Source organism: Micromonospora sp. URMC 103, assembly GCF_051386435.1.
GTDB lineage: Bacteria > Actinomycetota > Actinomycetes > Mycobacteriales > Micromonosporaceae > Micromonospora.
In genome coordinates, this window is record NZ_JBPQTR010000004.1 from 1,312,497 (window position 1) to 1,326,291 (window position 13,795).

The 13,795-nt window shown below is 75.2% G+C and carries 10 protein-coding genes; 7 read left to right on the forward strand and 3 right to left on the reverse strand.

All coding sequences use genetic code 11. The annotated features are described in order from the left end of the window. Positions 1 to 48 precede the first annotated feature (48 nt). The gene (locus tag ACSNOA_RS09755; RefSeq protein WP_436657626.1) at positions 49 to 2,019 is read left to right on the forward strand and encodes a hypothetical protein; all 1,971 of its coding nucleotides are present in this window, start codon (positions 49 to 51) and stop codon (positions 2,017 to 2,019) included. A gap of 71 nt (positions 2,020 to 2,090) precedes the next feature. After that, positions 2,091 to 3,785 carry a hypothetical protein gene (locus ACSNOA_RS09760; RefSeq protein ID WP_436657627.1) on the forward strand — a complete coding sequence of 565 codons (1,695 nt, stop codon included), beginning with the start codon at positions 2,091 to 2,093 and terminating at the stop codon, positions 3,783 to 3,785. A 102-nt stretch (positions 3,786 to 3,887) separates the two neighbouring features. Here ACSNOA_RS09760 and ACSNOA_RS09765 read toward each other — a convergent pair whose 3' ends face one another. Then, positions 3,888 to 5,765 carry a hypothetical protein gene (locus ACSNOA_RS09765; RefSeq protein ID WP_436657629.1) on the reverse strand — a complete coding sequence of 626 codons (1,878 nt, stop codon included), beginning with the start codon at positions 5,763 to 5,765 and terminating at the stop codon, positions 3,888 to 3,890. A gap of 103 nt (positions 5,766 to 5,868) precedes the next feature. Between ACSNOA_RS09765 and ACSNOA_RS09770 the strand changes: the two genes are divergently transcribed. Then, positions 5,869 to 7,155: an outer membrane protein assembly factor BamB family protein gene (locus ACSNOA_RS09770; RefSeq protein ID WP_436657630.1), complete on the forward strand. Its 1,287-nt coding sequence runs from the start codon at positions 5,869 to 5,871 to the stop codon at positions 7,153 to 7,155. Further along, complete coding sequence (locus ACSNOA_RS09775; RefSeq protein WP_436657631.1) at positions 7,143 to 8,435, forward strand: outer membrane protein assembly factor BamB family protein; 1,293 nt, start codon at positions 7,143 to 7,145, stop codon at positions 8,433 to 8,435. The genes ACSNOA_RS09770 and ACSNOA_RS09775 overlap by 13 nt, the downstream gene beginning before the upstream one ends. Before the next feature lie 21 nt (positions 8,436 to 8,456). Here the strand turns inward: ACSNOA_RS09775 and ACSNOA_RS09780 are convergent, their stop codons facing one another. Then, positions 8,457 to 9,740, reverse strand: a complete 1,284-nt coding sequence (locus ACSNOA_RS09780; protein ID WP_436657632.1) for a peptidase C39 family protein — start codon at positions 9,738 to 9,740, stop codon at positions 8,457 to 8,459. Between the two features lie 146 nt (positions 9,741 to 9,886). Here ACSNOA_RS09780 and ACSNOA_RS09785 point away from each other — a divergent pair, with 146 nt between their 5' ends. The 3 genes from ACSNOA_RS09785 to ACSNOA_RS09795 all read left to right on the forward strand — a co-directional run bounded on the left by ACSNOA_RS09785 (position 9,887) and on the right by ACSNOA_RS09795 (position 12,454). Further along, positions 9,887 to 10,555: a response regulator transcription factor gene (locus tag ACSNOA_RS09785; protein ID WP_436657633.1), complete on the forward strand. Its 669-nt coding sequence runs from the start codon at positions 9,887 to 9,889 to the stop codon at positions 10,553 to 10,555. Between the two features lie 159 nt (positions 10,556 to 10,714). Then, positions 10,715 to 11,899 (forward strand): sensor histidine kinase, encoded by a 1,185-nt coding sequence (locus ACSNOA_RS09790; RefSeq protein WP_436658364.1) that lies wholly within the window; start codon positions 10,715 to 10,717, stop codon positions 11,897 to 11,899. Positions 11,900 to 12,067: 168 nt separating this feature from the next. Next, positions 12,068 to 12,454, forward strand: a complete 387-nt coding sequence (locus tag ACSNOA_RS09795) for a VOC family protein (RefSeq protein ID WP_436657634.1) — start codon at positions 12,068 to 12,070, stop codon at positions 12,452 to 12,454. Between the two features lie 92 nt (positions 12,455 to 12,546). Here the strand turns inward: ACSNOA_RS09795 and ACSNOA_RS09800 are convergent, their stop codons facing one another. Beyond that, a complete protein-coding gene (locus ACSNOA_RS09800) occupies positions 12,547 to 13,626 on the reverse strand; it encodes a hypothetical protein (RefSeq protein WP_436657635.1) in 1,080 nt (359 codons plus the stop codon). Between the last annotated feature and the right edge of the window lie 169 nt (positions 13,627 to 13,795).

Genomic DNA, 13,795 nt, shown 5'->3' on the forward strand with positions numbered 1-13,795 from the left:
GTCGGCTATTTTCGTGCTTTTTACCCGCTCGGGTAGACTCCGCCGACTGTGACGCCTGCCGAGCCCCGCGCCGAGTCCGCTCCGGATGCCGACGCCGGCTCGACCGGCCTGGCTCTGGCGGTCGACGCCGCGCCGGCCCCTCCGGCGGTGCCGGACTCGCCAGCGGTGCCGGACTCTCCGGCGGTGCCCGACTCTCCGGCCGCGGACGCGGCACCGGTCCAGGTGGACGAGACCCCCGCCGCCGACGCCCCGCGGCCCGCCGCTTCCGTCCGCCGCTGGCGGTGGACCCCGCGTCGCCGGGACCTCGCCGTGTACGGCCTCTTCCTGCTCGCCGCGCTCTGGGTGACCAGTGGCATCTGGGCGGACCCGGCCGGCCGGGTCGCCTCGCTCTACAGCAGCGATCCCGCGCAGGTGCAGTTCTTCCTCGCGCACTCGGTGCGGGTGGTGCTCCACGGCGAGTTCCCGTTCTATACCGAACAGTTCAACTACCCGGACGGGGTCAACCTGATGGCCAACACGGCCATCCTGGCGCTCGGCATTCCGATGGTGCCGGTGACCCTGCTCTTCGGACCCGCGGTTTCCTTCGTCCTGCTCGTCACGCTCGGCCTCGCCGGCACGGCCGCCGCCTGGTACCGGGTGCTCTCCCGGCACGTGGTCCGCACGCCGCTGGCCGCCGCGGCGGGCGGGTGGTTCTGCGGGTTCTCGCCGGCGATGCTCTCGCACGCCAACTGGCACCCGAACATCATCAGCCAGTTCCTGCTGCCGTTCATCGTGTGGCGGGTGCTCGTCCTCACCCGCTCGCGCCGGCCCGTCCGGGACGGGGTGCTGCTGGCCCTGCTGGTCACCGCCCAGGCGTTCGTCAACGAGGAGATCCTGCTCTTCACGGCGCTGGCCTGCGGGATCTTCCTGCTCGCCGTGGTCGTCCAGGAGCCGGCCCGCTGGTCGGCGGCGTGGCGCCCGCTGGCCGTCGGCCTCGCGGCGTGCGCGGTGCTCGCCGGCGCGCTGCTCGCGTACCCGCTCTACGTCCAGTTCGCCGGGCCCATGGCGTACCACGGGCTCAGCGACACGGTGCCCGACTACGGCAACGACATCGCCGCCTTCTTCGCGCCCGGCTCACCGACGCTCGGCGGCAACGAGCGGGCCAACGTCAACCTGGCCCCGAACTACTCGGAGGAGAACGCCTTCTTCGGCTGGAGCCTCGCGCTGCTCACCGTGGGCGCCGTGCTCTGGCTGCGGCGGGAGGTGGTCGTCCGGGCGCTCGCCGCGACCGGCGCCTTCTTCGCGGTGCTCTCCCTCGGCGAGCGGGTCTCCTGGTGGGACCGGGAGCTGGTGACCGGGCCGTGGGCGGTGCTGGTCCGGTTGCCGCTGCTCGACGCCGTGGTGCCGACCCGGTTCGGCATGATCACCTCGGTGGTGATCGGTCTCCTGCTGGCGCTCGCCGTGGAGCGGGTCTGGTCGGTGCGGCCCGCCGACCGGCGTACCGTCCGGACCCTCACCGTCGCCGGCCTCGTGCTCGCCCTGCTGCCCATCGCGCCGATGCCGCTGCGGGTGGTCTCCCGTCCGCCGGTGCCGGACTTCATCACGGCCGACCGCTGGCGGGCGTACGTGGGGCCGGACCAGACGGTGGTGCCGATCCCGATCCCGAGCATGGGCAACACCTACGGCATGCGCTGGGCCGCCGCCACGAACCTCGACTTCAAGATCCCGGGCGGCTACTTCCTCGCCCCGCGCAACGGCAACACGGGTGACCCGGGCCGCTTCGGTGGCCGGCCCAGCGGCGTGGGACAGCTGCTGGAGGAGGTGGCGTCGACCGGCCGTACGCCGAAACTGGACGACCGGCAGCGCCGCCGCTCGCTGGACGAGCTGCGCCACTGGCGGGCGGCGATCCTGGTGCTGCCGGAGCGCCAGCAGAACGCCGAGCCGCTGCGGCGTACCGTCGAGCAGCTGGTCGGCCCCGGCCGCCGCGAGCTGGACGTCTGGGTGTGGGACGTGCGGACGTTGACCAGCCGACGCCCGTGACGGCCGCCGGGACCGCCGCCCCGGCAGCGAGCGGGACGGACCGGCGCGGCCCGCGCCCTCCGAGGTGGACGGTGGACGCGCTGGTGGTCGCCGCGTACCTCGGCCTCGCCGTGTTGCTCACGAGCGGGCAGTGGCGCGATCGCGGCCGGCTGTTCCACCAGGCGGGCGACCAGATCCTCTTCGAGTGGATGCTGGCCCGGGCGGCCCGCGCGGTGACGGGGCTGGAGAACCCGCTCTACAGCGGCGCGCTGAACGCGCCCGACGGGGTCAACCTCATGGCGAACACCTCGGTGCTCGGCCTCGGCGTCCCGTTGACCCCGGTCACCCTGCTCTTCGGCTCGCAGGTCGCGTTCTGCGTGGCCGTGGTGGGCTGTCTGGCCGGAACCGCCGCCGCCTGGTACGCGTTCCTGCGCCGCCGGCTGGTCGGTTCGCGGGCCGCCGCCGCGGTGGGCGGGCTCGTCTGCGGTTTCGCCCCCGGAATGATCGCCCAGGCCGGCGCGCACCTGCACATGGCCGCCCAGTTCCTGGTGCCGCCGATCCTCGCGGTGCTGTTCCGCGCCGGAAGCGGCCGGGTGCGCCGCGACGGGATCGTCCTCGGCCTGCTCGTCACCTGGCAGGTCTTCCTCGGCGAGGAGCTGCTGGTCTTCCTGGCCCTGGCCAGCGGGCTGTTCGTGCTCGGGTACGCGCTCGCGGACCGGGCCGCGGCCCGTCGGGCGGCACCCGCGCTGCTCGCGCGGATCGGGGTGGGCGCGCTGGTGGCGGGCGTGCTGCTGGCGTACCCGCTGTGGTTCCAGTTCCTCGGGCCGCAGCACTACCGGGGCATGGCCTTCGAGGTGGAGGCCTTTCCGCTCGACGCGGCGTCGTTCACCGCGGCGGCCCGGCAGACCGTGGCCGGCAACGGCCACCTGCCGAGCCCGCTGGCGCCGAACCCGACCGAGGAGAACTCGTTCTTCGGGCCGGGCCTGCTGGTGCTCGCCGTGGTGATCGTGGTCTGGCTGTGGCGGCGCCCGCTGGTCCGGGCGCTGGCCGGGTGCGGACTGGTCTTCGCGCTGCTCTCGCTCGGCCCGGAGCTGCGGGTGGGTGGTGAGGCCACCGGCGTACCCGGTCCGTACCGCCTGGTGGCCGGCCTGCCGCTGCTCGACCTCGCGGTGCCGGCGCGCCTCGCGCTGGTCTGCGTGCCGGTGCTGGGCACCCTGCTGGCCCTCGCTCTGGACCGGGTGCGCGCGCTGCGGACGGCGCCGGTGCGGCTGCTGTGGCGGGCCGCGGTGGCCGTGGCGCTGCTCCCGCTCGTGCCGACCCCGATCCGCACGGTCCCGGCCCCTGCCGTGCCGGCGTTCGTGGCGGGCGGCGGATGGCGGTCTTCCGTGCCGGCGGACCGGACGCTGGTGCCCGTGCCGCCCGTCACCAACGCGGCGGTCAGCCCGGGGATGCTCTGGTCCGCCCGGGCCGGACTCACGTTCCGGGCGCCGGGTGGGTACTTCATCGGCCCGAGCGGCCCCGACGACCCTACCGCGCGGTGGGGCGCCCCGGACCGCCCCACCTCGGTCCTGCTGCGCCGGGTCGCCGACACCGGCCAGGTGCCGCCGATCACCGATGCCGACCGCCGGCAGGCGGTGGAGGATCTGCGGCACTGGCGGGCCGCGGTCGTGGTGCAGGGCGACCCGCCCCACGCCGAGCCCGTCCGGCGCGCGCTCGACGAGCTGCTCGGCCCGGGCCGGGACGTCGGCGGCGCCCGGGTGTGGGACGTCCGCGACCGGGTGGGCTGAGCTGGGCCGTCCCGCCCGGCGCGTCCGTGTCGGCCGACGCGCGGCCGGGCGGCAGCGTCCGTGTCGGCCGACGCCGCGGCCGGGCGGCAGCGTCCGCGGCCGTCAGCCGACCAGCGGGCGTACGTCCCAGAGCCAGACGTCGTCGACGCGCTGGGGCGGGCCGAGCAGGGCGCTCATCAGCTCGCGCAGCACGGCCTCCCGCGGATGGGCGCCGAGCACCACCACCGAGGCCCGCCACCAGCGCAGGTCCTCGATCGCCTGGCGGCGGTTCTCGTCCGTGAGCGCGGGCAGCGTACCGGCGTCCATCGTGGAGTAGATGAGGCTGCTCGTGGGGCGGTTCGGCGCGCCGAACACGCCCTCGCCCTTCTCGTTCGGGCCGATGAAGTAGCCCGCCGGGACGGGGAACTCCTGCCCGGTCAGCGCGCTCCAGCGCAGTGTCGGCAGCCCGTGCACGTTGCTCGGGATCGGCACCGGCACCAGGGTCCGCCCGGCGGGGACGTAGGGCCGCCAGCCGCCGGCCGTGATGAAGTGCGGCGGCGGGTCGACCGGCTGGGCGGGCAGCGGCCGGGGCACGAGCGGGAGCAGGGCCAGCGTGATGGCCGCGTACCCCACGGGACGCAGCCAGCGCCGGCGGGCCGGGACGTCGGTGGTGGCCTCGCCGGCGCGTTGGGCCGGGATGCTGCGTGGGGCCGGGATGCGCGGCGGGCCGGACCGGCCGCCGCGCGAGAGCGCGTCCCAGGCGAGCGCGAGGAGCACACCCACCGCAGCGGCGACCACCAGCGCCAACCGGGTCGGCATCATCATCTCGACCAGCGGCAGGTCGTCGGGGATGTACGCCCAGGGGCCGTTCGTCGTCGTCTCCACGCCGTCGAGCCGGATCCGGGGGCCGAGCGCCGCGACGCCGAAGAGCACGACGAGCACCGCGAGGATCCGCGCCGCCAGCGACCGGCGGACGAGCAGCGCCAGCGCCACCACGGCCACCACCACCAGTGGCCACCCGAACCAGGTGTTCTGCTCGGTCAGGCCGATGGTCTGCTCCACCGCGGGGTCGCCGGCGAGCGAGTCCCGGGGAAAGGTCACGAAGGCGGCCAGGTCCTCGCCCCAGTTGTGGAACACCCCGCCCTGCAGGCCGCGGTAGGACTGCGGACCGTCGAACTGGAACCAGATCGGATAGGCGGTGAGCAGCAGCGCCACCCCGCCGGCCACGCCGAGCGCCGCCAGGAACGGGCGGGCCGCGGCCCACGTCGCGGACGGCCGCTGCACGGCGTACGCGAGGACCACGACCAGGCAGGCCAGCGCGGTGAGCAGCAGCATCTCCTCGTTGATGAAGATCTGGTACGCCACCAGCAGACCGAGCACGAGCCCGTTGCGCCGCCACCGGCCTGGCTCGCCAAGCCGCAGCACGCGCGCCACGATCAACGGGAGCAGGAAGTTGGAGACGAAGTTGGGCTGCCCGTTGGCGTGGTGCACGACGCCCGGGGCGAACCCGAGGAAGGCGCCACCGACGAACGCCGCCGCGCGGGAACGCACGAGGTGCCGGGAGAGCATCCAGTAGCTGGTCCCCGCGGTGGCCGCCAGCGCCCCGCCGAGATAGAGGGCGTACATCACCTGCGGGCCGAGCAGCATGGTCAGCGGGGCCAGCGGCAGCGTCACCCCGAGCAGCGAGGTGTTCGCCATCATGTTCACCCCGTCCGGGGCGTTCTGCCGGGCCGTGAAGAGCGGGTTCTCCAGGTGCCGTACGGAGTAGGCGCCGTGCGCGAAGAGCCACTCGAACCAACTGTGGTCGGTGGGCAGGTGCGAGGAGACGCGGTTCTGCACGTCCGCCCAGTAGTGAAGGCAGACGAGAACGCCGAGCACCACATAGGCTCCGAGAGCCAGCAGGTCGGCGCGGGCCGGTCGGAGCCGTCGCGCCGTACCGGCCACGGCCGGATCGGCGTCGGCGACGGGAGTCAGCGAGGGGTCTACCACCGGCACGGCCACGACGCGCCATCGTACAGGCGGGGATGGTGGCATTTGCCGGGCCGGTACGGCCACGGCCGGTTTGCCGGTCGTGCCGGCCGCCGCGGGTGACGGGAGGGTGCCGATGACGGTCATCGACCTCGGGGAGGTTGGCGGGTTCCCGGCGACGCGCCCTCCCCGCCCCCGACCCCGCATGGCCGGCCGTCCACTGCGGACGGTTGTCGTGCTGCTGCTCGTGCTGGTGACGCTCGCGGGCGCCGCCCCCGCCCCGGGACGGATCGCGGCCACGGTGCCGGGCTCGCCGCTGGCGGACGCGTTCCTCGTCGGCGACCTGGTCGTGGTCGCCGACCCGGTGGACGGGGTGAGCTCCGGCGTCCTCGAACTCACCGCCTATCCCCTGCCCGAGCGGCCGACCGCCGCCCCGCGCCGGCCCGAACCCCGGTGGCGCGTCCGGCTGCCCCTCGTCTACTCGATCTGGGGGCTGCACGAGCGGGACGGCATGCTGCTGGTCACGACCGGTCGCGGGCAGGGGGAGGGCGACACGATCGCGCTGCGGGCGGCGACCGGGCAGATCCGGTGGCGGCAGTCCGGGGTCGCCGGTTCCGAGACGAGCGGTCCGCTGCTGCTGAAGCGCCTCGAGGCGGACGGTCGTGCGGCGCTCCGGGCGGTGCGGCCCGACTCCGGCGAGGTCGTCTGGTCGCTCCCCGACGTGCCACAGAGCGCGTACAGCCTCAGCGCCGGCGCGGTCGACCGGGTCGTGCTGATCCGGCCCGGGGGCGAGGTCGAGGTCCGCGATCCGCTTACGCGGATGCTGCTGCGCCACGCCGATCTGCGTCCCGGCGCCCCGCCCGCCGAGTTGAGCGGCCAGGTCGTCGACGGTCTGCTTGTCCTCGCCGACGAGCGGATGGTGACCGCACACGACCTGGACGGACTGGAGCGGCGCTGGGCGCTGGCGCTGCCCGCCATGGGGTACGTGGAGCGCTGTGCGACGCTGCTCTGCGTCCACAGTGGCGGAAACGACGTCCGGGCCGTCGACCCGGCGACCGGCGCGCTCCGGTGGCGGACGTCGGGTTGGGACGGGGTGGTGACCGCCCGGTCGGGCCGCCTGCTCGTCGTGACCGTGCGGGACAACAGAACCCGGTACGGCGTGCTGGACGCCGGCACCGGGCGGCAGATGGCCGACCTCGGCGACTGGCGGCTGCTGTCGTCGAACGAGCCGGACAACCCGCTGCTCGGCATCCGGCCCGGCCACCCCGGCCGGCTCGCCCTTCACGAGCTGGATCTCGTGGCCGCCCGCTTCCGGCTCCGCGACATGATCCCGGACGTGAGCGAGCTCTGCCAGGCGGGGCCGGACGCCGTCCTGTGCCGGCGGCTGGACGGCTCGTTCGGGGTGTGGCGGTGGCCGCGGTGACGGACCGGCTCATCGACCTCGGCGAGCTGCGGCACGAGCCGGAGCCCGAGGCGCTGCCCCGGCCGCCGCGGGCGGTCGGCCGGCCCCTGCGCTGCGCGCTCGTGCTGCTGCTGGCGCTGGCGACACTCGTGGCGGGCGCGCCGGTGCCACGCCGCGAGGTGGTCGTCGTGCCGGCCGTCTTCGGGACGGAGGCGCTGCTCGCCGACGATCTCTTCCTGGTCATCGAACCCGGCGTGCTCGGGCGGCAGCGGGCGATCGACGCGTACCGGCTGCCGGGTGGCAAACGGGCGTGGCGGGCGCCGCTGCCGGTGCAGGGCCGGTACTGGGGGATGTTCGTGCTGGGCCGGACGCTGTTGGTGACCGGTTACCAGCAGGACGGCCGGAGCAACGTCACCGTGGCACTCGACCGGACCACCGGCGCGTACCGGTGGCAGCAGCCGGGCAACGCGCTCGTCGGCGGTGGCGCGCTGCTGCTGGAGACGGGCGACGACGAGCGGGGCCGCACCCTCCGGTCGGTCGACCCGTGCTGCGGCAGCCTGCGCTGGCAGGTGGACTTCCCGCCGGGGGGCCAGCTCACCTACCGGAACACCGAGGCCGGTGCCGACCGCGTGGTGCACAGCACGGTCGACGGCCAGGTCGAGGTGCGCTCCTCGGCCACCGGTGCCGTGCTGGCCCGGACGGACCTCTGGGGGCCCGCCGACGACCGGATGGTCAACGTCCAGGTGGCGGGCGATCTCCTGCTCGCCGTCGGCGGCGGCCCCGCCGCCGTCGCCGCGTACGACCTGGACCGCCTCCGGCCGCGCTGGCGCGTCGAGGTCGAGGACGCGCTGTACGCGTCGGAGTGCGGCCCCGTGATCTGCGTACAGGGCCGGTCCGGCGGGCTGCTGGCGCTCGACCCCGGCACCGGGCGGCGGCTCTGGGCGGACGACCGGTGGGCCGGCGTCTGGTCGAGCCGGGGGCGGCTGGTCGCCAGCGCCGTGAGCAGCGCGGGCCCCGGCGCCGAACAGCTCGCCCTGCTGGACCCGACCACCGGCACCGTCCTCGGTGAGCTGGGGCGTTGGGAGCTGGCCCACCCCGGTCGCCCCGACGGCCGGCTGATCGGCGTCCGACAGTACCGGGGCGCCGGGCGACTGCTCGTCGCCGAGCTGGACGTCGTCGCCGGCACGGCCCGGCCGCTGGACGTGTTGCGGGGCGCCGCCGGAGACTGCCAGAGCAGCGACGACCGGCTGGTGTGCCGCCGGCTGCACGGGGACTTCGGGGTGTGGCCGCTGCCCGGGTGACTCACCCGCCGCCGGCGCCGGTCACCAGTTCGCCTGCGCGGGCGCCGGGGGCAGGGGCACGTCGGACGGGCGGATGACGTACGCCATGCCACCGCTGCCGCCCTGCCAGACCGCCTCGAACCGCCCCCGGTCGACGACGCGCCGCACGGCCTCGTCGTCCGGGGCGTACGGGTCGTTGAGCACCGGATCCCCGTCGGCCGTGAAGCCCGCCAACACGATGAGGTGGCCCCGGGTGTCGTAGTCCAGCCCCGGCACCTCACCGGAGCGGAACGCCGCGGACACCACGAGCGGGATGCCGGCCGCGATGAACGCCTCCGCCTCGGCCAGCGACCGCAGCCGGGTCACGAACGCGTCCAGGCCGTGCAGGCCGGCGTAGGCGGTGTTGAACGGCCAGTTGCCGGCGCCGGCGTAGGCGTGGTCGAAGCAGTGCCGCGCCGCGTGCACCACGACGGGGCGCGGGCCGGGCGGGTCCACCCACGCGTACCGGTCGGCGGGCGGGGCGGCGCCCCAGAAGGCCAGCACCATCGACGTGCAGGTGGGGCTGCACCAGGAGTCACCGCCGCCACCCCACTCCGGGTACGCGCCCGCGTGCAGTCGCTGCGAGTAGCGGGGCACGTCGAGGACGAGCCCGCGTGCCCTGCCGTCGGGCCGTCCGGCGGCGTGCTCGTCCGCGTGCGCGGCCCCGTCGGTGCGCGCGGCTTCGTCGGCGTGCCCGGCTCCGTCGACGTGCGGGGCGCCGTCGGTGTGCGCGGTCCCGGTCGCGGTGGTGCCGGGGCGGCCCGTGGCCACGGCGCCCACGCTGCGCAGCGTCGGGGTGCGGTCGCTGCCGGCCGGCCGCAGCAGGGTGGCCCGCACCTGCCAGCCGGTGACCGCCGCCTCGCCCACGACCAGTGTGTCGGTCTCCACCCGGGCGGCCGGGTCACGCTGCCCGGGCACCGAGGCGCGGCGGACCGTCCCGTCGTCGCCGGCCCAGCGACCCAGCACGTACCAGCCGGTGGCCGGCGCGTCGCCGTGCCAGCCACGCACCTCGACCTCCAGCCAGCAGCCGTCCGGCGTCTCGGCCGTCCAGGACGGAACCACCTCGCCGACGGCGAAGCCGGCCGGCACCGGCGGTGCGGTCCAGGCGCCCCACTCGTACCGCCGGTCGTCGCCGTCCGGCCCGGGCCGGACACCCGCCGGCTCGGCGAGCAGCAGCCCCCGCGCGTCCGCGCGGAGCCCCTCGGCGGAGCCCGACCCGTGGTCTGCGGCGAGGCGGAACCCGCGGTAGGCGACGTCCCGGGTACGGGGCGGGGCTGCTGTGCTCACACGGTCTCCTCAGGTGGCGTCGAGGGGTCGCCGGAAGCATCGCGCACGGCTCCGGGTCGCGGCAACGGCAGACGGGCCGTACGGCGAGGGACGCTGGTTTGGCGGGCGGCACTAGGTTGTCGGGTGGTCAGCAGGAGGAGGCCGGCATGCGGGTACTGGTGGTGGAGGACGAGCGCAACCTCGCCGACGCGATCGCGCGCGGCTTGCGCAAACGGGGCATGGCGGTCGACGTCGCCTACGACGGCGACAGCGGGCACGAGATGGCCTTCGTCACCCGCTACGACGTCGTGGTGCTCGACCGGGACCTGCCCGGCGTGCACGGCGACCAGATCTGCGCCGAGCTGGTCGCCTCCGGCACCCTGACCCGGGTGCTGATGCTCACGGCCAGCGGCACCGTGGCCGACCGGGTGGAGGGCCTGCAACTCGGCGCGGACGACTACCTCCCGAAGCCGTTCGCCTTCGACGAGCTGGTCGCCCGGGTGCTGGCGCTCGGCCGGCGGGCCACCCCGGCCACGCCGCCGGTGCTGTCGGTGGCCGACCTCGTGCTCGATCCGGCACGCCGGGTCGCCACCCGCGCCGGAGCGCCCATCGACCTCACGAACAAGGAGTTCGGGGTGCTCTGCGAGCTGGTGAAGGCCCGCGGCGCCGTCGTCTCCAGCGAGGAGCTGCTGGAGCGGGTGTGGGACGCGAACACCGACCCGTTCACCACCATCGTCCGGGTCACCGTGATGACGCTGCGCAGGAAGCTCGGCGACCCGCCGCTCATCGAGACGGTGGTCGGCGCCGGCTACCGCACCGCCGAGGCGGCCGCGTGAGCGCGAGGAGTGAGCCGGTTTTGCGAGCCCCGCAGTCGCGAACTAAGGAGGCTGCGTGAGCGCGAGGAGTGAGCCGTTTTTGCGAGCCCCGGAGTCGCGAACTGAGGAGGCACTGTGAGCGGCGCACCGACTCCGGTCGCCGGCGCCTCCCGCCGGCGGCTGCGCCCCACCCTGCGGCTGCGGCTCACCCTGCTCAACGGCGTGCTCCTGGTCGGTGCCGGCGCGATCCTCGTGCTGCTGGCCTGGTTGCTGGTGCGCGACGCGCTCCGCCCGACCGACGAGCTGCTGCCCGGCACCACCGTGGTGCTCGCCGACGGCCGCACGCTGGACGCCGGGGAGTGGCAGCGGCAACTGGTCGACTCGGCCTCCGGCGAACTGCTCGCGAAGGGCCTCGTGGCGCTGCTCGCCATCAGCATCGTCGGGGTGGCCGGCGCGTACGCGGTGGCCGGCCGGGCCCTGCGCCCGCTGCACCAAGTCACCGCCACGGCGCAGCGGCTCGGGGAGGCCACCCTCGACCAGCGCATCGGCTACTCGGGCGCCGACGACGAGGTGGCGGAGCTGGCGAAGACCTTCGACGCGATGCTGGACCGCATCACGGCCGCGTTCGAGGCGCAGCGGCGCTTCGTGGCCAACGCCTCGCACGAGCTGCGTACGCCCCTCGCCGTCATGCGTACCGAGATTGACGTGACGCTGAGCGACGACGACGCCGACATCGGCGAGTACCGCCGGATGGCCACCGTGGTCCGGGACGCCTCGGAGCGGGCGAACGGGCTCGTCGACGCGCTGCTCGTGCTGGCCCGCAGCGAGGCGCAGGCCGGGCGACAACTCGGCCGGCGTACGGAGTGCGACCTCGCGGCCGGCACCGTGAACGCGCTCTCGGCCGTACGTCGGGAGGTGGAGCGGATCGGGCTGCGGGTGCAGACGTCGCTGGAGCCCGCACCGGTCGTCGGTGATCCGGGCCTGCTGGACCGGCTGGCCGGGAACCTCGTCGAGAACGCGGTCCGCTACAACCACCTGCACGGGCGGCTCTGGGTGCGGACCGGCACGGACGGGCGGCACTCCTGGCTCGTGGTGGGCAACACCGGGTTCGAGGTGGACCCGGCCGACGTGCCGGGTCTGTTCGAGCCGTTCCGGCGCGGCGGGCGGGAGCGTACCGGGGCCCGTGGCTCGGGCCTGGGGCTCTCCATCGTCCGGGCGGTCTGCGACGCCCACGGCGGCACCGTGCAGGCGGTCGCCCAGCCCGGCGGCGGCCTCGAGGTCACCGTCCGCCTGCCGTCGGCCGACGTCGCCCCGGTGGCAGCCGGCGGGGATCGGAAGGCCTCGGAGTCCACCCCCGGTCGCTGAACGCGGTTGCGGCGCGCCGCGCGGGCTGACAGGATCGTCGCCGTCAGCCCGACGGACGAGAGGGGGTGCGGCCGATGTCCACCATGACCAGTCCCGCGCCCCGCCCCGGTCACCGCTGACACCATCCGTCTTCCGCGGGGCGCGTCCAACCAGCTCCGAGGAGCGACCGTGAGCGTACGGATCCACAACATCGCCATCGACTGCCACGACACCTATGCCCTGGCCGGCTTCTGGGCCCAGGTCCTGGAGTGCCCCCGCCAGCCCGAGGACTTCCCGGGCGACCCCGAGGCCAGCCTGCTGCCGCCCGGCGGCCCCATGGTGCTCTTCCTGGCGGTGCCCGAGGACAAGACGATCAAGAATCGGGTCCACCTGGACCTCGCACCGACCGACCGGACGCGGGACGAGGAGGTCGAGCGGCTGCTCGGCCTAGGCGCGACGCAGGTCGCCGACCACCGCCGCTCCGACGGGACGGGTTGGGTGGTGCTCGCTGACCCGGAGGGCAACGAGTTCTGCGTCGTGCGCAGCGACGCGGAGCGGCAGCACACGGCGGCCTGACCCGGCGCGTCCCGGTCGCCGCGGAGAGCGGTGACCGGGTACGGCGAGGCCCCGGCCACCGCGGAGGCGGTGACCGGGGCCTCGTGCGTCGGTCAGGAACGCTTCTCGATCTCACCGCGCATCGTCACGAAGTCGGCCTTGATCTCGTCGACCGTCTTGAAATAGACCATGATCACGCCGACGCTTCCCGCGTCCGCCCAGGCGCAGACGGCCAGCGGGGCGTCCTCGGCCTTGCCCTCGCCGCACCGGGCCTCGCCCCCGAGCGGGCCGGGCTCGACCGGCGTCGTCGCCGTCACGCCGATCTCCGCGCCGAGCCCGGTCATCGCCTCGTCGAGCTCCTTCTTCGGGTCGGCCATCAGCCCGGAGATCGCGATGGCCACCACGAGGTCACGCTTGGCGGGGTCGCCGTAGAAGGCGCCCACGGTGCCCGTCTCACCCCGCGCCGTCTTCTTCATCTCCGCGACCATCTGGTCGGTGAGCGACTGGAGGGCCGGGTCGGTGATCTTGGGTCGTCCGGCGAGCGTCGCGGGCGCCTCCACGCGGGTGCGGGCCGCGTCGACGCCGGCGCCCACCTCGTCCTTCACGGCGAACCAGATGGCCGCCCCGCCGCCGAGGCAGAGCACCAGCACCGCGGCGACGACGATGAGGACGATCCTGCCGGCCTTGGACTTCCTGGGCGCCGGAGCGCCGGCGTCGGGCGCACCGAACGGCTGCCCCGACTGCGGCGGAGGCGGCGGGTAGTCGCCCGGCTGCGGCGGCTGGCCCGGTTGCGGAGGGGCGGGGTAGCCGGCCGGCTGTTGCGGGGCCGGGTAAGCGGGCTGCTGGCCGGGGTAGCCGCTGCCCTGCTGGCCGGGGTAACCGCCGCCCTGCTGGCCCGGGTATCCGCCCTGCTGGCCGGGGTAACCGCCGCTCTGTTGGCCGGGGTAACCGCCGGGCTGCTGGCCCGGGTATCCGCCCTGCTGGCCCGGGTAGCCGCCGCCCTGCGGCGCCGGGGCGCCGGGCTGCTGGCCGGGGTAGCCGCCGCCCTGCTGGCCCGGATAGCCCTGCTGCCCGCCCGGCTGCGGCGGCGGGTAGCCGCCGGGTTGCTGGTGCCCGGGGTAGCCGCCCTGGGGCGGGGGATACGAACCGTGCCCCGGAGGCGGGGGATAGGAATCTGCCGGCGGGTACGACATGGGTCAGCTCCAGGTGAGAAAAAGCGCAACGGGCGATCTTAGCCAGCCCGGTGCGAGGCCCGCTGCCCGCCGAACGGCCGGCCGCGGCCCGGAAAACGGACCGCCGTGGCCGCCGATCGGCGCGGAAAGACGATCGCGGTGACCGGCGGTGTCCGGAGTGGACGGCCGC